Source organism: Mycobacterium sp. 1465703.0 (assembly GCF_001672975.1).
In the GTDB taxonomy this organism is placed as follows: Bacteria; Actinomycetota; Actinomycetes; order Mycobacteriales; family Mycobacteriaceae; genus Mycobacterium.
In genome coordinates, this window is the sequence record NZ_LZKU01000017.1 from 44,619 (window position 1) to 66,139 (window position 21,521).

The window sequence follows — 21,521 nt, forward strand, 5'->3', positions numbered from 1 at the left end:
TATGCGCGATATCTGCGCTAGTTTCGTAGTCCTAGATTTTCGTCATCATTGCTGGTCAGGGTGTTTTTGTTGGCAGTGTCTCCGCCCCCGCCACCGGTGAGAGGGTGTCGTGCTGAGTAAGGGCGTCAGCACGTGAGAGCGCCGGGCCCGGCGCAAACGTACGTATCAGCACCCAGGGTGCTTGGCGCGCAGAGGCGGTGGTGATGTGCAGTGGCTTGAGCGCCGAGTCGTTGAGCTCGATGCCATAGCGCACGCCCTGATCGGAGATCCACCACAGCGCGTCGCGGCTCACCGATACCGGATCGGCGTTGGTGCTCATCACCAAATTCGTTGCGTCAGCGGCGATATAAACCTGGTCGGCCTCGACTCCCGCACTGTCGGCGCGCGCGTCTTTGACCAAGTGCACCAGCCGGTCATCCGACCCTGGCGGAGTGGGCAGTCCTTGACCAGAGAGCACCTGCACCTTGGCGGACTTATCGGTGGAGCCTTTCGACCACGCCAGACAGGTGGTTCCGTTGATGTCGGTGTCGACTAAGTGCAGCCGGGTCGGCGGATAGTAGGACACCGGCAGTGACTCTACGACCGGAATGGCGGCGAGGCGGTCAGGAGAGACCACCACCGGGGCCAGGTCACCGAACGAGTTCGCTGAGCGCAGCAGCGAGGCCACGAAAGGCGAAATGTGTTGAATCCCGTTGGGTAGCAACACGAATAACTCATCTCCGGACTGCTGCACGTCGTGCACCGACAGCACCGAACCAATCGGCGCGGGACGTCCCAGATCCCATGGCGAGGGTTGTCCGGCGTTAGCGATGGCGGGAATGATCAACGGATCAGTAGCCGGGATCGCGTCGTAGAGTGCGTTTGACATTGGAATTGGTTGCGGTGCTGAGGAATCCACGCCCAGAGCCAAAGCCACTGATTTGTTGGAGACATCAATCTCGGAGCGGTGCCCGTCCCAGATGACCACGGTTTTATCGCCGTGGCGGGCCAGCACCGCGTTGGGCATCGTCAGCGGTGCTGAGCGCCGGCCGGTCAGTGGCCCCGCGATCGCCGTGACTACAGGTGCTTGGCCCGCGGACTTGGTGGCCGTTGCCGTGGGGGCGCTGTCGCACACCGCCCACTGTGATTCCAGGCCGGTGCGCACTGGCATTTGCGTTGGTGCGCCGACGATTCCAACCATAGGGCCCTGCGGGTACTTGGCCAGCTCGGCGGCTTTGACAAACGTAGGGTTGGCGTCTTCGCCGGAAATGAGGCGGGCACTGATTAAATTCAGCGCGGGGTGTAAACGGTTGTCGACCATGACATATATGGCCCCGGTGTCACGGTCGGCCAGGATCTGTGACTTGCCCACCTGTCCCGCAGGCTTGATGTACGCCATGAGAGCGGCCAGCCCGATCATGACAATGGTCAATGTATATCCCAGCACGAGCGCTGATATACGGCGCTGTTCAGGGTCATAATCCAGACGTACACCGTGATGGCTCAATGCGGCCGCGTTACGCCGATTCCAGAAATAGTGCGCCGTAACCTGCAATCGCGACGTGAGATTCAAGGCCATGAGGCAACCTTACCGGCGCTCTCTACACGAAATCTGCGCTAATTGGCCAACCCCAGACAAACGCTCGGCGCGTCTATTACACCAGCTGTGGAGCGGAGAGCAGGTTGGCCAGATCGTCGCGAAGGCCTGACGCGGTCGTGGGCCAAATGCTCATCCATTCCTTGCCGTCAGCACCAGTCGTCGTGGTGAAACTGATCCGCCCGTACTCAGTGTCGGCCACCGTCAACACACGCGGATGGGGACGCACGTCGGGGCAATGATCAATGACGGCTACCACCGCCATCGCCGATTGATCCAGACGCGACGCCGCCTGCACTACTTCGACTTCCCATGGGCCCAGACCGAGCCGGCGCAGCGCCGCCGCCATTCCTTCCGGTGTTTGGCCGGCCGCGTCGATCGCCATTTGCATCATGTCCTTGGGCACATTGATGCCTTCAATGTCGGCGGGCGGGTGCTCACCGAACGCGGGCACCAGCATCTGGCACATGAGCTCTACTTGGCGAGTGGGCTCATCGCTTTCGCCGACTCCGCCGATCACCATGTCGTCGCCATCGCGGGCAGCCATCGCCAAATAACGACCGTAACGGCACACCACCATCGTTCGCTCATGCACCGTGGCGGGGCACTCGTGCGTGGCCGGCTGATCCGGTCGGCGAATCGTCAGGACCGCCTCGCGCTCGGCGCGGCCGAGCACTGTCATCCAGTCCCGCACGGCAGCGTCGACCCGGCCATGCTCGTCGATCACGCCCGCCTGCACCAAGCTGTGATACTGCGCCGTGTTGGCCAGGGGTACCTTTCCCGCGTCGGTGTCGACGAGCAGATCGGAGTGCGCCGAGGGGATGTAGGGCTTGAGATGCAACGTGACCGGCATGCGCTCGACACCCAGCAGGGCTTGTAGCGCCCACACGCATTCGACTGACGTGTTCAACACGGCGACATCACCTCATCATCAGCTGGCACGCAAGAGGGGGGCCGCCGCAGCTGGCCCCCCTCCGTACGGTTCCGACGGTTGAATCTGACCTAGATCGACTGGAAGCTCTGCCCCACGGTGCTGTCGGCGGCTTGGAACGCCTGCGAGGCACCGTCGATGGTGTCGCCGTGCCGGAAGATGACATCCTTGCCGTCCTGGATGCCCTCGTTGATCAGCTGCTGTGCCTGCGCGTAGGCCTCTGCGCCGTGCGGGCCGGAGAAGAAGTCCCGCGAGGACGCCAGCAAGTTGTGGGCTTCTTGGCCAATCGAATCCAACTCCTGGGCGAAGCTGTGCATGCTGGCCGTCATGTCGGCCAGACCGGCCGGGTGGTAGATCATGGGTCCTTCGGACATTATGAGTTCCTTTGCTTGTAGTGGCGAAAAAGCTGTTCCGATTGGGGTCAGGTGAAACGCAGGTGGCCCGCCACCGACGCGATGTGCTGCTGGGCTTCGGAGTCGGTGTTGTGGTACTGCGACGCACCGCTGCGCAGCAATTCGTTGACCGACTGGAATCGGGTCTGAATCTTGTTCTGTGCCTCGTGGATTTCCTCGGCGGTCACCAAGTTCGTCGACCCGGCACTACCGCGCAAATACTGCGCCGAGTTGCCGTGCTGCACCAGCTCGGAATAGCGGGACAGAACATCCTGTGCCCGGTGGGACAACTCGTCCATCTGTCCGGCCAGGGCGACCACTGAACTCTGGTCGACGTGAATGGGTTGTGACATCTAAATTCTCCTTGCGAAAAGTGTTGTGCCGTCGGTGGTGATTCTGAGTCTAAAAGCCCGGCGAGGGGGTCTCAGACGCTTTTTTCTCAGACGCGTTGCCGCTCCCCCCTACTCGACCCTGACCGCTCGGTCACCTGCATGGTCCGGCCCGGGCGCTGCGGTTCCCCGCCAGCGCCTTCACGGCCGCCCAGCGCGCCTGGGGCGCCGAAGAGTCCGCCGCCCGTGCCGGCCGGCCGCGGCGACGATCCGCCCGCAGTCTCCGACGAACCCTGCCAACCACCGGGCAACGTCGGTGTGGTGGGGGTACTAAAACTGCTGGCTGGGCGGACAAAAGTGCTCGATAACGCAGAGGAGCCGGTCAACAAGCCACCGCCGCCACCGCCGGCAGCGCCCAGCCCGCCCATCGATGCGCCCGCCGCAGCAGCTTCGGGTCCCAGGCCGCCAGCTGCCGCCCCGTTCAGACCATTCATCGAGGTCAGCGGGCCTAACATGCTGGAGAACATTTGAGGGGCTTGTCCCAGCATGGACGGCAACTGTTGACCGGCTGACGTGAACTGGCCGAATGTCGAACCCATCTCCCCGACCAGGCCACCGGCCTGACCGGCCATCGACGTCAAAATCGAGGTGGGTTGTGACTGGCCGTCAGCCGTAGTGGTCATCGTTTTCGCGCCGGCCTGAAACGCGCTCTGCCCGCCGGTCTGACCCACATCTTGTGCGACGCCCAGGGCGGGGCCTAGCGGATTGGAGGCCGTCGGTGACAGGGGAAACGGCTCAGATATCGCCCCCAGGGCGGTGGTCACCACCCCGCCGTATTGAGTGCGGGCCACGGCGTTGGTCACCCAGAAATGCCCGTAATACTGCGCATCCAGCGAAATAATGCCCGGGGTGTTCTGCCCGAACGCGTTCGTACTGACCAAGCCTGCCTGAGTGGTGCGATTCAACAAACAGGCCTCGGCGGGAATCATCTGCTCGACCGCGGCGGTGTGAGCTGCGGCGACCTCAGCAGCATGGATCTGGCCCACACGGATCCACGCTGACGCCGCCAGGCAGACCTCCATGAATTCGGCGGCGCTCATTTGCATCATTTCGCCGCCGGGCCCCTGCCAGCCCACCATGGCGGTGGTCGATGTGGTCAGCCCCATCGCGGTCAACTCCGCGATCAGCATGTCGGCCACGGATTCGTAGCCGGCCGCCGCCTCGACCAGGCTCGCCCCGAGATCCCCCGCGATCATCAGGGTGTGATTGACTTCCGGCGCGACAGCACCGGCGTCACCCAATGCGGTCATCGCCCCTGCTTCCCCCGGGTCTACCTAGATAACTAGCGACGCCTCGTTGACGGCGTCCATCGCGGTGTAGGCCACGCCGCTGCTGGCGATGGTCTGGGCGAACAACGAGCGCACCAGGGTCAGCTGGGTCAGCATCGCGTCCGTGGCCGCACCATGGGCGGCGAAGCCGGCCGCCGCCAGAGCAGAGGCGTCTTCGCCTCCCGGTGGCAGAACCGCGGTCACCGGGCCCGCAGCTCCTGCCATGGTCCCGCCCATCGTGGCCGCGCCACCCTCTTCAGCAGCCGAGGCCCCAGCCAGGACCGGAGCCGCGATCAATAGTGGACTCGACATAATCCAGCCTCCCCAAAGAATTAATTCGTCCGTGGTGTCAGTCTACGGCCCGCACGGACACAGTTAGGACGGAATATTAGTCCGAAAGACCGATCGCCGCCGGACAACTTGTTAGGCCCGCGAAGTAATCGCGCAATCGCGATCCGAAACGCTCGCCGGCACGCCGAGAGCTGATGCACCTGCGATATCCAGTTGCGTACGGCATTCGATGACCTGTGATTCTTACGCCGGCCGTCCCCGCTCACCCGGGCGGAGGCGGGTTTTAGGTCGCTGCGCGTAACGGCTTGGCACTCGTCGACTACCGGCGGCGGCCAACGAACGGCGGTTCGGACCATCCCACAAGCACATTCGTGACGCTCGAGCGCCAGGCCAGCCGGCCTTTGCCCTCCCGTTGCGGCTCGGCGAACACCCCGGGAATGATCTGCCCGTGTTTGCGGTCCCCGTTCATGACCACAACAGGTGGCGTCATGTTCATGACCTTCCCCAGCACGCCCTGCCCAGATTGCGCGTGAAAACTGAATTGAGCAATATCAGCGGTGGTCACAATATGAAGGCCCAAATCCTCTGCCTCAGGAACATATTGGGCCAGCGGCATCAAAGGACTAGAGGCCCCAGGCCACGCCGTACTCCCATCGATGATCACGAACAATTCGCGGCCCTCCCAAAACCGCTTAGTAGCCAAATCTTCAGGAGTGGCATTTGCCGGCGGCCGGCGCTGTTCAAGCACCGCGGCCAAGCTCTTGACCACGTCGGCGATATGAGATGGATTCTGCGCATAGGCCGACAGCCACTCATTCGGCGGTACCACTCCGATATTGGCGCGCTTGTGCTCCAACAAAATGATGGTCGCGTCCTCAGGACGATATGCGCGCATGATGCCCAGCATCATGGCGCGCAGCCAGGAGCTCAGGCCGCACAACGCCATGCCTGTGGCCACCGCATGGGGATGCTCGAAGAAGTCGATCGTCGCCGGAACCAGCGGTGCGCCCGGCAGATTCGACTCGGCAAGACCAAACGGCACCACCCCGGCCGGAAGCGGCTCGGTGATCCCGGCGAACACGTCCTTGAGGAGAACCTTCTCAGGCAGCCGCGCCACCGCGGCTGCCTTGGCGACCCCGGCCACGCGGCGCACCACCGCGCTGAGCTCGTCGCCCTCGAGTCGGCGCGCCGGCACTTCGGGCGCACCGGTTTCGCTCGGAGGATGCGCCAACGCCGGCCACCCGACCATCAAGTGATGCCCATCTGGGGTCAGCCCGCGCCCGGGCCGGTCGGGGACCTCGCGGGCCGGGTTGCGTTCCGGGTCGGCACGGTCACGCTTGACGGTGGTGTCGTGCTCTTGGACCAGCTTGAGCTCGAGGGTCAGACCGGTCTCGGTCTTCACACCGGTGGAAATCCCCGACAGGGTACTGGTGTGGCTATAAATCACCCGCACGCCGTAGTTACGCGCCCGCATCAGCGCCGCCACCCGCGGCGCCAGATTCGTATAGGTCTCGGTGAAGTTCTTCCACCCGTCGATGATCAAGACGACGTCTCCGCCGTCCACCGACCGTGCCGCCTCAACGTCGCTGACTGGCGTGGCGTCGGCATACTGATCGGCACCAAATTTCGCCACCCGGACCTGGTCCATATCGAGACGTTGTGTGGTGAAGGCCTTGTCACGCTCGTTGACGATCGCTTCGACGGTCGCGATGACGCGGTTGACCCCCTCGCTGTCCGTGCCGGCCACCACCGCGGCCACATGCGGAAGATCCGCCACGCGCGCTAGCTGCGGGCCGCTGGCCGCGATGCAGTAAAACTGCACCCGCTCCGGGCGGTACAACAGCGCCGTGGAAGTCACCATCGTCATCAACGCAGTGGTCGCCCCCCGCGTCGGTGCGCCCACCACCAGCACATTGTCGCGCAGGACATCCATGCAGTACGGCTCTTGACGGGCGCCGCGGGGGTAGTCCGCCAACGCGACGGGCATAAACAGACCCGGGTTGTTGCCGTAGTCCACATGCCACGGGCGACCCCGCCAGCGCTCCACCAACTCATCAGCTGGCATCGGATCGCCCAGCACCGGCAGCCAGATGGGGCGCGGCGGCCGCTCTGGGCCCGCCTGCAACGACTCGGCGATCGCCGTCACCATCTTGATCGGCTCGTGCCCCGGAGTCGGCCGGGGTTCAGGATCGGCATTCGCCTCGTCGATGAGCTCAGGCTCAGGTGCCAGACGGCCGTCAATGTCCTCACTTTCGTCGACCGTGAACAACCGCGGAACGAACTCGGTGGCCGCCCTCTGCGGTGCCGGAGCGCTGCCCGCGGACTCATCCGGGGGGATGAAATCAGCGGAAGTGAAGAAATAGCGGAACTTGCGTGCCTCACGCAGCGCCACCCGCAGATAGGCGGTGCCTTCCTCGCCCCGCGGGGCGATGTGGGCGGCCCGGGCGTCGCCGATCCCGGCTTTGGACTCCTCCTCCGTGCCGGTACGCGCGGCCACGTTGTAGCCGAGCAACTTGGTGATGTCCCGCAAATTCTGGGTGTCCTTGGTCTGGCCCACCAACTTCAAAAACACGTGCAACGACCGGCCCACTCGGGCGATCCGCAGATACAGTTTGCGGAACTTCGGCCCCCAGATCGGGTCGGCGAACACCTCGTTGTATTCATCGGTGATCACCCACAACACCGGGATCGGCGGCAAGGTGGGATCCACCAGCCGACGCCGGTTGTAGCTCGTCACATCCGGGCAATCATCAAGGGCGGCAAGCATTTCACCCCGGCGATCCAACTCACCATCGAGGGTGTCATACAGCCGCCCCAGCAAATGGCGCTCTTCATACAGGTTGCTCACCGCGGCCACCACATGCGGGAACCGGCTAATCGCGCCGGCCGCCGAGCGCAGCTTGAAGTCGGTGAACACGATGTTGAGCACCTCAGGGGAATGCGTCAAGCAGGCCGCGGCGATCTCGGTGATCAGGCCTTCAGACTTTCCGGCGCCAGTGGTGCCGATGAACAACCCGTGCATACCCATGCCGCCCTGCGCACCCTCACGCAGATCCAGCCACACGGTCTCCCCCGTGTCGGCGTAGAGCCCGATCGGGAACCGCATCCAGCCGGGCCCTTGAGACCGGGTGGCCGCCCACAGCCGATCGGTGTCCAGGTGACGAGGATCGCGAATCCCCAACACATCCAACACATCACGCTCGTCGAGCTCTTTGACCAGAGAGACGCTGGTCGAACCTTTGGCGCGATAGCGGGCCAGTGAGCGCGCAAATCGCTCCGCATCATCAACGTCCATCTGATCGGCGACCGCGTAGAAGGCCTCCTCGAGCTCGTCCGATCTGGTGTCCGACGAGGCATACATCGCCGCCGCGTGCTGCTGCTGCTCACTGAGCGGCACCTGCTTACGGAGCACTCCCCCGTCGATGCGGTAGGTCGTCTCGGGCGAGAACCCCACCCACTGCTTGGCGCCACCGCCCAGCGAGCCGCTCGGGCGCGGCGGGACCCCCTCGGCCAATCGGATAAAGCACGTACTGGCATACCCCAACGCGCCAGTCAGCCCCGCCCAATCCTCCGGCGTTGCACAATGATCATCAACAATCACCCGAAGCGGTTGCGTCCCAACGCCGGCCGACATCCCGCTCGACGGCGGTGACCACGAATCACGCGAGCCATCGGGATCCTCATCGAAAAACGCCTCCAACTCCGCCGGCGAAGAAAACAGCATCCGGCGCTCACCGCAGCCATCCCGCACGCTGGCATGCTGCAGATGGGGAAGCCACTTCGCCCAATCCCATTGCGTCGGCGCGGAACTCACCACAATGATTTCCAGATCGGTGGGGCTGTGAAACGCCGCCAGCTGGCATAACATCGCGCGCACCAACGCGCGTCCCTGCTCGAGGTCCCCCACGATCCCGATACCCGGAAAGCGCTGCAGCCATACCGCTTTGGGGACGCCATCGACATACTCCTGGGCGTTCAAGAACTTACGCAGCGCATGCCCGGTGGCCGGCTCCAGATCGGCGGCCTGGGCGATCTCAGGCTTTTCCAGCGTCATCGCCAGCTTCACCTTGCCGACACCGACGCGCACCACCGAGAACATGTCAGTTCCCGCCTCGCGATCCCACATCCGCACCGAGCCCGCCACTGAAATCAAATCCTCAGGTGCCCAATGGAAATGGCAGCGATGCTCCCACTGCTGTCGGCGCTGGACATCCACAATGGCGCGAGTGTCGTCTTGCAGCGAAAACCACTTGCGCCGCCGAGACGTGAGCTCGCCCCACGACATTTTGCGCGACGCCCCCCGGTTGCGCACCACCATGCCGATCGCGCTAAACGCGGCCATCCCACCGAAAAGCCCGAAACCACCAGCCAATTGGCGAGCCCCAGAGGCGTACATCACCACGATCAAGCCCACGATTCCGACCAGCAGCACGACCGGCAACACAATGCCCCAAATGCTGCGCGGCGGAGGGACCGGCGCCACGATCGGCGGCTCCAATTTGATCTTGCCGCCACCAGTCTTCGGCGGACGGACAGGATCACCCGGACGCTCAAATTTATGAGTGGTCACTTCACCACCCTAACCTGCGCCCGCGTCGAAATCTGCGCTAAATTCCGTCGCCCAGACATCGCCCATCAGGTCCATGGCGGGCCAGTAAAACCCACACCTCGCTTCGTTTTTGATGCCACTCTCAGTCAGACCGTAAGGCCCGCGGGTTGCCCTGAATCTGGATCGCATTGTGATCGTCCTGAGCCTCCAGGGTGAGGTGCGACGTCGGGAACTAAGACTTGGGGCTTTTAGGCATTCCCGGTTATCGGTAATGGCGTGCCCGGACAGCAGGGATACCAATTATTGGTACGATAGGCTCGTGGTTAAGAACACATCCTTTAGCCTCGACGAGCATTACACCGCCTTCATCGAGGCCGAGGTCGCCGCTGGCCGCTACCGCTCCGCCAGTGAGGTCGTCCGCTCGGGGCTGCGGCTGCTTGAGGACCGTGAAACTCAACTACGGGCCCTACGCGAAGCATTGACCGCCGGTGAGCACAGCGGCACCTCGACGCCCTTTGACTTCGACGCTTTCCTCGACCGCAAGCGCGCCGAGAAGCCGCCGGGCCGGTGAGTGGATACCTCCTTTCACCTGCTGCGCAAGCAGATCTCGAACAAGTATGGGAGTACACCCACGCCCACTGGGGCTTCGACCAAGCCGAGCAATATCTGCGAGAACTTCAAAGTGCCATCGAGCGCGCGGCGGCCAACCCACGGATCGGACGTGCCTGCGATGAGATCCGCCCGGGCTATCGCAAGCTCGCGGCCGGGTCACACATGCTGTTTTATCGCGTCAAAGCCGAGGGCGTCGTCGACGTCGTGCGTATCCTGCACCAACGCATGGACGTCGACCGCCACCTTTGACACGAAATCATCCGCACGGCGAACGCGCTCCAGCGCATGTGACGTCAACGCTGTGTCAGTAGGCTCCGCACCATGCCGTTGACCAGGGGTGAGAAGTTCGCGGACTTCACAATCGTGCGTCAGCTGGGTATGGGCGGAATGGGTGAGGTCTATCTGGTTGAGCACCCACGGCTGCCCCGCCGTGAAGCTCTGAAGATCCTGCCGGCTGAGGTCTCGGCCGACGACGAATATCGGGCGCGTTTTACCCGCGAAGCCGACCTTGCAGCAACGTTGTGGCATCCCAACATTGTTGGGGTTCATGACCGCGCCGAATGCGACGGCCAGCTTTGGATCTCAATGGACTACGTCGATGGCACGGACGCGAGTCGCCTAGTAAGCCAACGTTATCCGCAAGGCATGCCGCCTGATCAAGTGCTGGAGATTATCGGCTCTATCGCCGGCGCGCTGGACTACGCCCACGAGCATGGCCTGTTACATCGCGACGTCAAACCCGCGAATATGCTACTGACGCAACCGCGAACCGGAGAGCGTCGAATTCTGTTGACTGACTTCGGGATAGCTCGTCGAGTCAACGAGATAAGCGATCTGACTGCGACCAACATGACGGTCGGCACCCTCAGTTACGCTGCGCCTGAATAACTCATGGGTTCGGCACTTGACGGACGTGCTGATCAATATTCGCTCGCCGCGGCCGCCTATCGTTTGTTCAGCGGCTCTGCCCCGTTCGAGCACTCTAATCCGGCTGTCGTGATTGGCTATCACCTCAATTCGCCGCCGCCCGAGCTGCCGACGCCAATCCTGACTTGGCGCCCTTGGACCCCCCATTGACCCGAGCGATGTCGAAGAATCCCGCCGACCGTTTCAAAACCTGCCGAGAGTTCACGGCCGCCCTAAGCAGCGCTGCCGCAACCCCCGGGTTACGGCGAACGGAGCAGCAGAGTTGACCCGACCGGCACCTCACGCAGCCGCGAGCGTCCGCGGCAATACCGCGGCAGCGTCATGGTCCCAACCGCCGAACGCGCCGACCCACGGCACGCAGCCCAGACCCGGCGGCGGCTGGTTGGCGCCTACAGTGGTTTCCGCCGGGGCGCTTGCTGCGCTGGTCATCATTGCAGCTGCCGTGGTTCTGATGGTGCACCGACGCCACACAGACGCGATCGAGAGCAAGCCATCGGCACCGATGACCACCACGCGATGGGCTCCAACCACCGCGCCGGCAGAGATACCTACCCTCCCAACCCGCGACACCATCACGCTCCCCGCCCCGTCGACCCCGACTGTGACCCCTAGGTGGGACGGGAGGTGCTTACGCAACTACACCGAGCATGAGGGCGACTGCGCGTATGGTCTGAACTACTGGGTGGTTCAGCCCAGCAATGAAACTGGGATGCACGATCTAAAACTGGGGTGCTTTCCTCCGAGTATGGTCGATGAGTTCAATAGCACGGGGCATTCCCTGCGGTGGTGGACATCGGTCCGCTTCGCCGTTTGGGACAAGGACCGAATCATGAGCGATTACAACAGGACTGGGGACCTGGCAATGATCGGATTGGCTCAGTCATGTCTGACCCGAGCAGGCTTACCAGACTTCCACGAAGGACCAATACACGACGACTGCCTCGTCAAACCGCAGGCTTAAACCGCCGTATTGACCGCCAATGCGCAACCAGAGAACCCCGCCCTGATCTCTCGCCGAGACGAGACCGAGACTTCACCACCCTAACCTGCGTCCGCGTCTACATCAGCGCTAATTCTCATACCTCAGACATCGCGCACCGGGTCCATGCTGCGCCGGGCGACTCCGCACCTAGCTGCGCTTTTACGCCGCTCTCGGATCAGACCGTCACGACGGCGGATTGACCAACGCCCTGAATCTGGGTCGCATTGTGGTTGTCCTGAGCCTCCAGGGTGCTCACCGCCGTTTGCGAAGTCCCCTGAAGCGCCGGGCCTACACGGGCGGCCTCGGCGGTCATCGTCGCGGCACGGGTGCCCATCGTGGCCCCCAACCCCGTCCACGCGACATCAAACGGCGATCCCGGAACCGCGGCCGGAATCGCGCTCGGTGACGGTGGGGTCCTCGCCGAGGTTCCCGCCACCGTAGAAGCAGCCTCCAGCAACGTAGGCGGAGTCACCTTAATGACCTGAGCAGGCATCTCAGCCCTCCCCTATCTCGTCGTGCACGCCGATCTTCCCCTCGAAGACCATCGCTTCAAGCTGCGCCGCGGTCCGCGTCAACTCCGCCGTCATCTCACGGCCTCGCCTATCCATGTGCTCGAACAACTTGGCACACGCATCATCCAACAACGGGCCCGCCCTCAGTGGCGGGATTACAGGCACCGCCGCCGCAGCCTTGCCGGTGAGCGCCGCGATGTCGACCAGCGCGCTAAACACTCGGCCGTCCATCAGCTGCCCTCGCCGTTCGTGTGATCCACAATCTGGCGGGTTAGATACGCGATCTCGGGATACTTAATGCCCCGCCCGCCCGTCTCGCCATCCAGGCTCCACAGCAGCAAAATCTCAATCAAACGGGCCAAATCAAAATAGGCACGGACATGCGGTGAGGCGCCATCGCGGCTAACCAAGCCCGGCCGCAGACTCGTTCCCATCCCGACCGACTCAAAGTAGGCGCCCTCCAACGCAATCCAGCGTTCCTGCTTCACCGGTACACCACTGCGCAAGGTCCCCAAGATCTCACGGATGACCGGCGCCACCGCCAAGTCACGCACCGCACCCGCGCGACCAAGAGCGGCCTCGGCCGCCTCCTGCGTCATCCGCCACGCCTCGGAAGGATCCGGCAATGGACCATCCCCGAAACCCAGCAGGCGCGCATACAGGGCGCGATCGACCGTCTCCAGTCGATGCATGTGGCTCTCGTCAAGCGGCATCGGCGGGTCGGTCTCCTTGATAGGAGACAGGTCCACCGGGCAATCCTCAAAAAGCGGGACACCCGCGGCCCGCGCCGGCACGGAGGAGCCTCCGTAGCTTGTCGAGACAGCCAGTGCCCACAACTCAACCCCGGGGCTGTTTTTGGTGGCGAGCTCAGCGTAGGCCAGCATGGTCTCGGCCGGATTGGCCCAGCTAAACCACTTCGCCCGAAACGCCGGACTCAGGCTTGAATCTGCGAACAGCATCCGCGTCGACCGCGGCACAAACACACCGGCCGGAATGTAGCCTGCGCCATCACTATTCACCACGACGGTTTCGACACCGGACTGCGTGCGGAACACCCCCACGCACCAGTCCATAAACAGGTACTTGCTTTTCTGGGACGCATGCAGCAACTGATAAACCAGCTGCGACGCCGATTCCAACAAAGGGTCCGGCCGCGATGAGCGGACCCCCTCCGTCGCGGCGCCCGCACTCGCGCCCACACCGGAACCCACCACACCCGGAGGAAGGGGTGCCACCGGCGCCGATCCCGACGAGCCACCCGAGACCGCTGGCGCAATCGGCGCACCCGATGCAGGGCTTACCGCCGCCCCCGCCGAAGCGGCCACCGCCGAACGTGGGACGTCAGACCCGAACGGAGGCAACGGCCCGACCGGCCCCGCCGGCACACCACCCCCGCCCGGCGGGGAAGGCGGGGCCACCGGTGACGACACAGCCGGTGCACCCGCCGACGCAGCGACCGGGGCTGGACCCGGCGAATACGCGCCCGCCGGAGCCCCGCTCGCCTGCACAGCAGAAGGCTGCGTTACCGGAGGCGCCATTGGGGCAGGAGCGCCACCAAAACCCGCGCTTAAACCGCGGGAAAAATCCGTGGGAGCCGCCGAAGGCGGCGTCATTCCCGCACCCCCCGGCGAAAAGTTCGTCGGCGTTAAACCCTGCGGCAAACCACCGCCGCCAGGAATTCCGCCGCCCAAACCGCCCGGAGTCTCCGGCAACTTAAATCCACCACCACCAGGGATTCCGCCACCAAGACCCCCACCACCCGAGGGGAGGCCTCCGCCCCCACTGCCGCCACCAAACGGTATAGGCGGCGGCACAATGCCATCAGCGGCGCCGCCTTGTAGTTTGCCAGTTCGAGGGTGCGGCGAATTTGGGTCAGGAAGCCCGTTACCGGCGCCTGTCGCGCCTCCCGGAGCCGGTTCCCCTGGCCCATCGGGCTGGGGGCCCGATCCACCGTCCCCTTGGAGTCCTCCGCCCCGCGGATGTGGTCCTCCACCCGGATCCTTCTGCGGTGATAGCGGAGGCGGCTTGTCCCACCCGGCCGACATGATCTTCGTCGTGCCGCCCGGACCACCCCCGGGCTCCTTTGGATCGGTTGGGTTGCCGCCGTTTCCTGGCCGCCCACCTGTTGGTTTAGAACCTTGCCCGCCGCCAGGAGTGAGCTGAGGGGCCAACTTTTCTACAGCGGCGGTCGCCGTCGCACACTTGGCCATCGCCTTTGCCCGCGCCTTAGCTATGACCTGCCCGATCTGCGACAACGCCAGCAGGCCGGTGCCGAGCCGAGCTTGCTCCTCCAAACGCGCAATCTCCTGGTGCGCTTCTAGATCGATCTGGTCGAGGTCTTGGCGCAGACCGTAGCCGAGCCGCCCAACCTCCTCCGAAACCCGCGACATCGCAAACCAATTGTCGGCATGCGTGACGTACATTGCGGCGATGCGGCCGCACTCTTGGACGAACCCGTCTGCCAGATGACCTGACATCTCCGCAGCGACTCGGTTTGAGGCCCCATGCACAACTTCGGAGAGATCGAGATTCTTGATTCCTTCGCCGTGCTGCGCCTCAGAAGTGGCCTGAACACTTTGGGGGTCTGTATGTGGCCACGACCCCCCCAAGATCACCGCGGAGTAGCGCCGGTGTGGCATGCCAGCCGGAGCACTCATTGCGCCCATTTGACCCCTAGATCCCAGCAGGTGACCAACGGACCGTTGTAGGCGCCCAAGCTGTCATCCCAGATGTTTTGGTCGTACGGCTGCCACGGACCCGCCTCGATGTCCGCCACCAAGTTCCTCCGGTCATCGACGTAGCGCTGCAGTGTCCGGTGGAAGTACGGGTCGACGTCCGGGTGGCTATCGATGATCGGCTGAATGCGCCCCAACAAATCCTTTTCAGCGCTGATGAACTTCGGCATCTCCGCATTCCAGCCGGGCGAACCGGCAGGCGCCTGGCTGGACAGAGCTTTTGATATCCGATCGCCCTCGGCCATGAGAGGCGCGATCGCACCGCACAGTGCGCGGTTCGCCGCGGTTATATCGACGGGATTGGAGCGCGCTGGCGCTGTCGACGCTGACGGGGTTCCTGCGCTTGGCACCGGCGAAGCTGAGGGCCGCACGAGGCCGATGATGCCCACAACAAGCGCGGCGGTAGAGATCAGAATTGCTATTCCGATTGCAATCGCCGAAGCCTTGCCGCTCGCGCTTCGCGGCGGAAGAGCCGGCGGATACGGCCAATTTGCGCCTGGCGGAGCGGACGGAGGCATCGAAGGAGCTCCGGGCAGGACGGGGTCCTGCCGCTGACCTGCCTGTGTCTCGGGCTGCCCATGACGCGTGGTCGTCATTGTTCAAGCTTAAAGGCTGGAAGCAGGGCTGGCCACGGAAACTCATGCCATAACGACCGCGCTCAACGCTGGCTGTTCAGCGTGAGTGGGCTGTGTCGCACCGGTGCGCTTACGGCGCCCTGCGGACGCGGCCATTGCTACCACTTCACGCCAAGGTTCCAGCAAACGGTCAATGGGCCGTTGTACGCAGACAAGCTGTCATTCCAATCGGTCTGGTCGTAGGGCTGTGGAGGTCCTTCCTCAAGGTCGGCAACGAGATGCCTGCGATCATCTACGAATCGCTGCAGGGACCGACGTAGGAACGGATCGGCACCATTGTGCCCGTCAATTACTGGTTGAATGTGTCCCACCCAGTTCTTCGTATCGCTTACGAATGTTGAAATTCCTGCGCGATACGTCGGACTGCCGGCTGGGCCAAGATTCGAGTAAGCCTTCGAGATTCCGTCGCTCTCTGTCATCAATGGAGCAATCGCGTTACAGAGCGCGTGGTTGGCCGCAGTCGGATCTGCAGCCGGTGTTTGTGATGGCGGCGCAGACGTTCCTATAACTGGCGCGGCTACAGTTGGCGGCTGCATAAGCCCGATGATGCTTACGACGAGCCCGGCGAGAGCGACGAACATCGCTGCAATCGCTGTGCCGAGGGCGATGCCGACTGCCCTGTTTCGTCGCGGTAGTGCCGGCGTGGTTTGCCAATTCACGTCTCATCTTAGATGCCGTTACACACCAATCCTGGCGGGAAATCTGTCCCTCGTTGCAGGATCTCACTCCCGGTGCGCGGGTCCACACTCAGATTAACTGTCGCTGACGGGGATTCGCCTGGAGCGTGTGAAAGATTGTGCACGGCGGGCATTTCAAGAGCTGTAGGGTTAGAGACGCCCCACCACGGTGTGGCTGAAAGGGCTCGGCGACCTCCCACTTCAGCCGAGCCCTTTCAACTTTTCTTGCCTACCAACAGGTCTCGTGTGCGCGTGGATTACTTTTCGGATGGGGTGTTCGCTTTGCGACCCGAAGATCGGGGGCTAGTGCGTGCAGTTAGAGGATTTCGCCGCGCATCTCATCGACGCCTTTGTTGCCGGCGGCGAAAAGGCTGTTGAGCTTTTTCTCCAGCTGCAGATTGGTCATGACGTTGCCGATCGCGTCGGCGATCCGCACCTCGAGCAGGCGCCCATCGAAACCCAGCGTCAGCGACACCAGCCCTTCGGGGTCATCGACGCCGGCCCGCAGGCTGTCGAGCTCGTTGAGCAGGTTATCGAGCTGCGCTAAGGTCGCCGCGGTTTCGGCTTGGTTGTACTTGACCTTCTCGGCATCGCCGAGGTTGTTGAACTCGTCGTCGGCGCTGAGGGTCACGACGGCTCCTTGGGCGGGCGGGTCACCAGGCGGCGCACGACCGGGCCGGACACATCGGGTGGGTCATCGTCGGGCGGTTCAGGGTTCCGATCCCGCTGGGTCGCGGCGGAAGCCACCGACAGCCGGCTGGTGTCAACGCGACCAGTGACGTCCTCGGTGTGCGGGATGTCGCGAACGACGACTTTACGTTCCTTGTCCTTATCACCTTTGCCGCCAGCACCGGCACCTCCAGGTGCCCCGCCGAGACCACCCATGCCGCCCATCGGCATGCCCATCGGGCCACCGCCCCCCGACGGGCCGCCGCCAGGGCCAGAGCCCTCTGTGGCGCCCACCGGTGTGACCGCCGGGGTTGGCGGGGCGCCGATTGACGGGGCAACACTGAGCTCTCCCGCACCGCTGGCCGGCGTGGTCGGTGCGGGATCGCCGCCCCCACCGCCGGCCGGGTCCCCACCGCCCGGGGCCGACTCACTTCCCATTCCCGGGGGATCCATTTTCGGCTCCCCCAGACTTGACAAGCCTTGGGTCGCCGCCTGGATCGCCTGTTCGCCGGCTTGTAGGACAGCCTGCGGTCCCTTCGTCACTGCGCCCAGGGCACCGCCGATCAGTCCGCCAGCGCCGCCGAGCAGTGCTGGCAGCAGCTGCGGTATCAGGCCCGCCGCACCGCCGCTTTCCTCCGGCAGCGGATCCGCGGACGGGTCTGGGCCCAGACCCGTCCCGTCGTCGGGGCCGCTCGTCGTTGGATCGGTCGGGGACTTAGGCGTGGTCGGCTCTTGATCCGTTGGGTCGGCCGTTGGCTGATCCGTGGGCGGGGTGCCCGGGTCCTGGCCGCTGGTGTTCGCTGCGGTGCGCACGTGATAGGGCGGATAGTTGGTCACCGCTTGGGTGTCGAGTTTGTTCTTGTCAGCGACCGCCTGAGCCAGCTGCGTCGCGTGTTTACCCCCGGAAGCCGCATTGGCGACAGCGATCGTGTGCACCCGTTGTTGAGCGGTGGTGAATTGCTGCGGAGTAGGGACAGCCTGACGGACTTGAAATTGGTTGTCCGCGTGGTCATTTGCCTGCTTGACCAGAGTTTGAGCGCGCTTACTGTAGGTCTCAAGGCCCTTGGCGAACTTCAGCAGGTGGTGGCTGACCGCCGGCGTGGACACCGGTCCGTCCAAGGTGTCCGGCAACTGGTGCACGGAGTCCCGGATCAACTGAGAGGCGTCATGCGTCGCGGTGGCGACCCTCGACCAGGCGTTGATAAACGGTTCCCCGCCGCTGACATCACCCGAATGCACCGCCGCCGAGATGGCCTCTGGGGGCATCGGCGGGGGCGGCCCGATCGGTACTCGCACATCGGGAGGCACAGGTGGCGCGGCAGGGGCCGAACCGGGAACACCGGCCGCGGTAGCCCCACCCTTGTTCAAGGTCGCAAGGGCGGTCGCGTTGTTGGCGTCGGTTTCGACGAACGTGATCGCCGTCCCGGTCAGATGCTCAATGGTGCCTACCAGGGCGGTGATATGGGCGACGAGCGCTGCCGTCAGTTCGGTGCCGGCAGTGGTGAGCCTGGTCGCCGCGCCGAGGGATGCCGGGTCGGCGGCCAGCGGCGCGTGCGGTACTCCGCTTCCGCTCAGGCCTTCCACCGCGGCGAGCAGCCGCTGCGCAGCGGCAATCAGCCCGGGTGCGTCGACCTTCATGGCATGTTCCTAGAGATTTCTGAGCCGGGTGCGGGCCTGCTCGAGGTCCTCGTGCGTGGCCATCCAGGCGATCGCGTCAGCGGGGGTGCCGCGCTGTTCGAACTCGCCGCGCAACGCCACCTGCCCCTCGAGGTAGGCGACGTCGGCGCAGGCCTGGATGCGTTCGGCGATTTCGTGGCCGCGCAGATCCATCACCGGCGGCTCCAGCTGGACCCCCAACACCTGACCCGATCCCGCCACCCGCACCCACACCGTTTCGTCGCGGGTGTTGGCGGTGTATTCCCGGTCGGCGGCATCGGTGGTCATAGTTGCTTTACAGCTGTCGGAGGTGCTGGGAATTCTGCTCGTCGACGACAGTGTAAGTGGAGGCCGCCCGCCGGAGCTCATCGCTGGCGTTGCGATGGCGACTCGCGTGCTCCGTCAGCGCATTATCGCGATCGATCAACACGTCACTGACTGCCGCTTTAACTTCGTGCATGATCGGGCCGAGGGTATCCACAGCGGCATGGATGTCGCCGCCGCGTTCGCGCGCGGCTTCGACGATGCGAACGACCTCGTCATGGTTGCTGGCGACCTCGTGCAGCACCTCGGGATCGGTGCGGATCGGCTCGGTCATGGCTGGTGTGTTCCTTTCCTAACTTGATGATTTCAGTGTCCCTGCTAGCGGCTAATCATGGATGGCCTTTGCAGCTATCCGCTGGCCGGTACCGGCGCCGATGCTGCCAGCGGAGGTGCCGAGCCCCCCGGCGGCGCCGAGGCGACCGGAGGGATAGCGGGTGCCGGTTGGGCCGCTGCCGGCGGTCCGCCATGGGGTACCGCATTGGCGGCCGCGGCGGTGGGGTCGATCCACCCCATAAAGTCTGGGCTCGAAGACACCGATTCCAGAGGAACCACCTGCCCGTTGACGTAGGCCTTGACCGAGCTCAAGACCGGCACGTAGTGGTCCTTGAACATGGCCAAGTCCCCACACGTGAGCCGGCTCGGATCGACCGGGTTGGTCACCGGTGTCCCAGGCGGCGGCAGTTGAATGTTGTTCTGGCGGTAGGCCGCATCGACGGTTTTGCCAGCGAGATAGTCACGGATGGCCTGCGCGGACTGCGAGCTGCGCGCCGTCGACGTCGATCCGTCGGGCAACTTGACCGTCGGCGACGCCGGAGCAGGCGGCGTCGCGGCGGTGGGTGGATCCGCCGGTGTGGAGTTGCCAGCATTTTGGCCCTGCTGCCCCGGTTGCCCCGGCTGCCCATAGGCGCCCTGCGCACCATCTGGCGGTGTCGTGGTGTCAGTCTTGCCGTCCTTGGTGTCCTTGCCGTCTTTGACATGCTCGGCGCTATCGCCGGTCTTATCCGGGGTGTCTGAGGGCCGCTCGTGATTGCCCTGATCACCCAGGCCAGATGCCAAGCCCGCCAAGGGACTTGCCGCACCGGCCAGCCCACCCAACGAATCCAGCGGGCTGCCCCCGGCTCCCCCCAGGCTGCCCAGCGCGGGCAACATCGAGGCCAGCGACGATAACGGGTCGCTGCCCAGCGGGCCGCCACCAAGCATGTCCGACAACCCGGGATCGGACATATCCGGTGCACCAACTGGCCCGGGGTCAGCGGCAACCGGGCCCGGGTCGGGTTCAGCAGGCGCACTCGGCGCCGGGGACGGGGCGGATTGTCCCGGGCCAGGGTCAGCAGGGCTTTGTGGATCATCGGTGCTGCCGGCACCACTGTCGGCTGCATACAACGCGGCCAGCGCCTGGGCGGCCTTGCTTTGATCCTCAGCGCTCAGTCCCCCGGCGGCGAGCAAATCATTCGTCGCACCAACCTGATTGCGCAGCAACGTCAGAAACGCCCGCTCACCGGCCGGCGTATCGATGGCCATGGTCGGGTTGTTGACCGCCTCGACGATCTTCTTCTGAATGTCGTTGAGTTTCTGCTGACCCGCGGTTGTGGTGGCGTGCGCATTGAGCAGCACCTCCGACAGTTTCTCCTCGGCGTCACTGATCTTGGTGTAGTGATTCTTCAGTTCCTGCTGCAGCTTCTTCACCGTGTCAGCGGCTTTCCCTGACTGCTGCTCATCGGTGCCCAGCCCGCCGTCGCCGGGATGCGGTGCCGGATCGCGCGGTTTGTTGGCGTTGTTGAATTGCTCCTCGCTGATCGGTGCACCGTTCTTGTCGAAGAACGCCTTCTTGCCGTTCGGGTCCAGCGTGTAGTAGTCGCCGTTGGCGTTCTTTGGCGTCAACAACCCGGTCTTGGGGTCGTTATAGAAACCATTGTCGCTACTGGGAACACCGCCCAGCTGTGGTCCGATCTGCTGGCCATTGGCGTTCACCGGTGCGTAGTGATCACCCAACTTACGGTAACCCGCGGGCGGGATCGGCGGTCCCTGCTTTCCGTCCGGGCCTACCAAAGAAACTGTGCCGTCATCATTTTGGGCCCAGTTCTGTTTGGTTCCCGCGTCGTGATAGACGACCGTCCCGTTGGCGGGCAGCCTCGTGCCGTCGCCGAATACCAGATGGCGTTCATCACCCACATTGTCAGTGCTGTAGTGAATGTTGGGGTCGCCATACGTTTGTCGCGCATGATCCAACACCCGGGCCCAATACAGGTCATGCTTGCTGATGTAGTGGGTGTGATCGGACGGCATCGCCCAACCCGGCTCTGACCACCCCTCGCCGCCGCCCTTGTGGTCCCAGACGCCCCACGAGGTGTCGTCGCCGAAGTGCTTGGTGCCCATGAATTATCGCCCGTCCCCGT

General features: G+C 64.1%; 20 protein-coding genes. 3 read left to right on the forward strand and 17 right to left on the reverse strand.

Going from position 1 to position 21,521, the window contains the following annotated elements:
* Window positions 1–55: 55 nt before the first annotated feature.
* The 7 genes from eccB to eccCa form a co-directional block, all read right to left on the reverse strand.
* The gene (gene eccB, locus A5625_RS01405) at window positions 56–1,558 is read right to left on the reverse strand and encodes a type VII secretion protein EccB (RefSeq protein WP_066988596.1); all 1,503 of its coding nucleotides are present in this window, start codon (window positions 1,556–1,558) and stop codon (window positions 56–58) included.
* 76 nt (window positions 1,559–1,634) lie between these two features.
* A complete protein-coding gene (locus A5625_RS01410; RefSeq protein ID WP_066988597.1) occupies window positions 1,635–2,489 on the reverse strand; it encodes an ESX secretion-associated protein EspG in 855 nt (284 codons plus the stop codon).
* Window positions 2,490–2,578: 89 nt separating this feature from the next.
* The gene (locus A5625_RS01415; RefSeq protein ID WP_066988598.1) at window positions 2,579–2,881 is read right to left on the reverse strand and encodes a WXG100 family type VII secretion target; all 303 of its coding nucleotides are present in this window, start codon (window positions 2,879–2,881) and stop codon (window positions 2,579–2,581) included.
* A 47-nt stretch (window positions 2,882–2,928) separates the two neighbouring features.
* Window positions 2,929–3,252 carry a type VII secretion target gene (locus A5625_RS01420; RefSeq protein ID WP_066988599.1) on the reverse strand — a complete coding sequence of 108 codons (324 nt, stop codon included), beginning with the start codon at window positions 3,250–3,252 and terminating at the stop codon, window positions 2,929–2,931.
* 86 nt (window positions 3,253–3,338) lie between these two features.
* Window positions 3,339–4,538 (reverse strand): PPE domain-containing protein, encoded by a 1,200-nt coding sequence (locus A5625_RS01425; protein ID WP_066988600.1) that lies wholly within the window; start codon window positions 4,536–4,538, stop codon window positions 3,339–3,341.
* Window positions 4,539–4,562: 24 nt separating this feature from the next.
* Entirely contained in the window at window positions 4,563–4,868 is a 306-nt protein-coding gene (locus A5625_RS01430; RefSeq protein WP_066988601.1) for a PE domain-containing protein, read from the reverse strand.
* Between the two features lie 298 nt (window positions 4,869–5,166).
* Complete coding sequence (gene eccCa / locus A5625_RS01435; RefSeq protein ID WP_066988602.1) at window positions 5,167–9,417, reverse strand: type VII secretion protein EccCa; 4,251 nt, start codon at window positions 9,415–9,417, stop codon at window positions 5,167–5,169.
* A 298-nt stretch (window positions 9,418–9,715) separates the two neighbouring features.
* On the opposite strand from eccCa, the gene A5625_RS01440 reads away from it, so the two are divergent.
* The 3 genes from A5625_RS01440 (at window position 9,716) to A5625_RS01450 (ending at window position 10,896) form a co-directional block, all read left to right on the forward strand.
* Complete coding sequence (locus A5625_RS01440) at window positions 9,716–9,967, forward strand: type II toxin-antitoxin system ParD family antitoxin (RefSeq protein WP_066988666.1); 252 nt, start codon at window positions 9,716–9,718, stop codon at window positions 9,965–9,967.
* Window positions 9,964–10,257 (forward strand): type II toxin-antitoxin system RelE/ParE family toxin, encoded by a 294-nt coding sequence (locus tag A5625_RS01445; RefSeq protein WP_066988603.1) that lies wholly within the window; start codon window positions 9,964–9,966, stop codon window positions 10,255–10,257. Before A5625_RS01440 ends, A5625_RS01445 begins: the two co-directional genes overlap by 4 nt.
* 72 nt (window positions 10,258–10,329) lie before the next feature.
* Window positions 10,330–10,896: a serine/threonine-protein kinase gene (locus A5625_RS01450; protein WP_066988604.1), complete on the forward strand. Its 567-nt coding sequence runs from the start codon at window positions 10,330–10,332 to the stop codon at window positions 10,894–10,896.
* Between the two features lie 1,196 nt (window positions 10,897–12,092).
* Here the strand turns inward: A5625_RS01450 and A5625_RS01460 are convergent.
* The 10 genes from A5625_RS01460 to A5625_RS01505 all read right to left on the reverse strand — a co-directional run bounded on the left by A5625_RS01460 (window position 12,093) and on the right by A5625_RS01505 (window position 21,501).
* Complete coding sequence (locus tag A5625_RS01460) at window positions 12,093–12,410, reverse strand: hypothetical protein (RefSeq protein ID WP_066988606.1); 318 nt, start codon at window positions 12,408–12,410, stop codon at window positions 12,093–12,095.
* Window position 12,411: 1 nt separating this feature from the next.
* Window positions 12,412–12,648 carry a hypothetical protein gene (locus A5625_RS01465; RefSeq protein WP_156747821.1) on the reverse strand — a complete coding sequence of 79 codons (237 nt, stop codon included), beginning with the start codon at window positions 12,646–12,648 and terminating at the stop codon, window positions 12,412–12,414.
* Window positions 12,649–12,659: 11 nt separating this feature from the next.
* Window positions 12,660–13,568, reverse strand: coding sequence for a hypothetical protein (locus tag A5625_RS29830; protein ID WP_232003324.1), 909 nt, complete (start codon window positions 13,566–13,568; stop codon window positions 12,660–12,662).
* Between the two features lie 506 nt (window positions 13,569–14,074).
* On the reverse strand, window positions 14,075–14,422 hold the full coding sequence (locus A5625_RS29835) for a hypothetical protein (RefSeq protein ID WP_066988609.1): 348 nt from the start codon (window positions 14,420–14,422) through the stop codon (window positions 14,075–14,077).
* A 660-nt stretch (window positions 14,423–15,082) separates the two neighbouring features.
* Window positions 15,083–15,334, reverse strand: coding sequence for a hypothetical protein (locus A5625_RS01480; protein WP_232003326.1), 252 nt, complete (start codon window positions 15,332–15,334; stop codon window positions 15,083–15,085).
* Window positions 15,335–16,792: 1,458 nt separating this feature from the next.
* A complete protein-coding gene (locus A5625_RS01485) occupies window positions 16,793–17,107 on the reverse strand; it encodes a hypothetical protein (RefSeq protein WP_066988611.1) in 315 nt (104 codons plus the stop codon).
* A complete protein-coding gene (locus tag A5625_RS30505; protein WP_066988612.1) occupies window positions 17,104–18,783 on the reverse strand; it encodes a PPE domain-containing protein in 1,680 nt (559 codons plus the stop codon). Before A5625_RS30505 ends, A5625_RS01485 begins: the two co-directional genes overlap by 4 nt.
* 9 nt (window positions 18,784–18,792) lie before the next feature.
* On the reverse strand, window positions 18,793–19,089 hold the full coding sequence (locus A5625_RS01495) for a DUF2694 family protein (RefSeq protein WP_066988613.1): 297 nt from the start codon (window positions 19,087–19,089) through the stop codon (window positions 18,793–18,795).
* 7 nt (window positions 19,090–19,096) lie between these two features.
* Window positions 19,097–19,399, reverse strand: a complete 303-nt coding sequence (locus A5625_RS01500) for a type VII secretion target (RefSeq protein WP_066988614.1) — start codon at window positions 19,397–19,399, stop codon at window positions 19,097–19,099.
* A 74-nt stretch (window positions 19,400–19,473) separates the two neighbouring features.
* Entirely contained in the window at window positions 19,474–21,501 is a 2,028-nt protein-coding gene (locus A5625_RS01505) for a DUF4226 domain-containing protein (protein ID WP_066988615.1), read from the reverse strand.
* Window positions 21,502–21,521: the final 20 nt, after the last annotated feature.

Excerpts from the sequence above, each read along its gene's own strand:
- A5625_RS01500 (WP_066988614.1), bottom strand. The coding sequence starts at position 19,399 with ATGACCGAGCCGATCCGCACCGATCCCGAGGTGCTGCACGAGGTCGCC.
- A5625_RS01460 (WP_066988606.1), bottom strand. The coding sequence starts at position 12,410 with ATGCCTGCTCAGGTCATTAAGGTGACTCCGCCTACGTTGCTGGAGGCT.
- A5625_RS01450 (WP_066988604.1), top strand. The coding sequence starts at position 10,330 with ATGCCGTTGACCAGGGGTGAGAAGTTCGCGGACTTCACAATCGTGCGT.
- A5625_RS01495 (WP_066988613.1), bottom strand. The coding sequence starts at position 19,089 with ATGACCACCGATGCCGCCGACCGGGAATACACCGCCAACACCCGCGAC.
- A5625_RS30505 (WP_066988612.1), bottom strand. The coding sequence starts at position 18,783 with ATGAAGGTCGACGCACCCGGGCTGATTGCCGCTGCGCAGCGGCTGCTC.
- A5625_RS01430 (WP_066988601.1), bottom strand. The coding sequence starts at position 4,868 with ATGTCGAGTCCACTATTGATCGCGGCTCCGGTCCTGGCTGGGGCCTCG.
- eccB (WP_066988596.1), bottom strand. The coding sequence starts at position 1,558 with ATGGCCTTGAATCTCACGTCGCGATTGCAGGTTACGGCGCACTATTTC.
- A5625_RS01425 (WP_066988600.1), bottom strand. The coding sequence starts at position 4,538 with ATGACCGCATTGGGTGACGCCGGTGCTGTCGCGCCGGAAGTCAATCAC.
- A5625_RS01420 (WP_066988599.1), bottom strand. The coding sequence starts at position 3,252 with ATGTCACAACCCATTCACGTCGACCAGAGTTCAGTGGTCGCCCTGGCC.
- A5625_RS01480 (WP_232003326.1), bottom strand. The coding sequence starts at position 15,334 with ATGCCGAAGTTCATCAGCGCTGAAAAGGATTTGTTGGGGCGCATTCAG.
- A5625_RS01505 (WP_066988615.1), bottom strand. The coding sequence starts at position 21,501 with ATGGGCACCAAGCACTTCGGCGACGACACCTCGTGGGGCGTCTGGGAC.
- A5625_RS01415 (WP_066988598.1), bottom strand. The coding sequence starts at position 2,881 with ATGTCCGAAGGACCCATGATCTACCACCCGGCCGGTCTGGCCGACATG.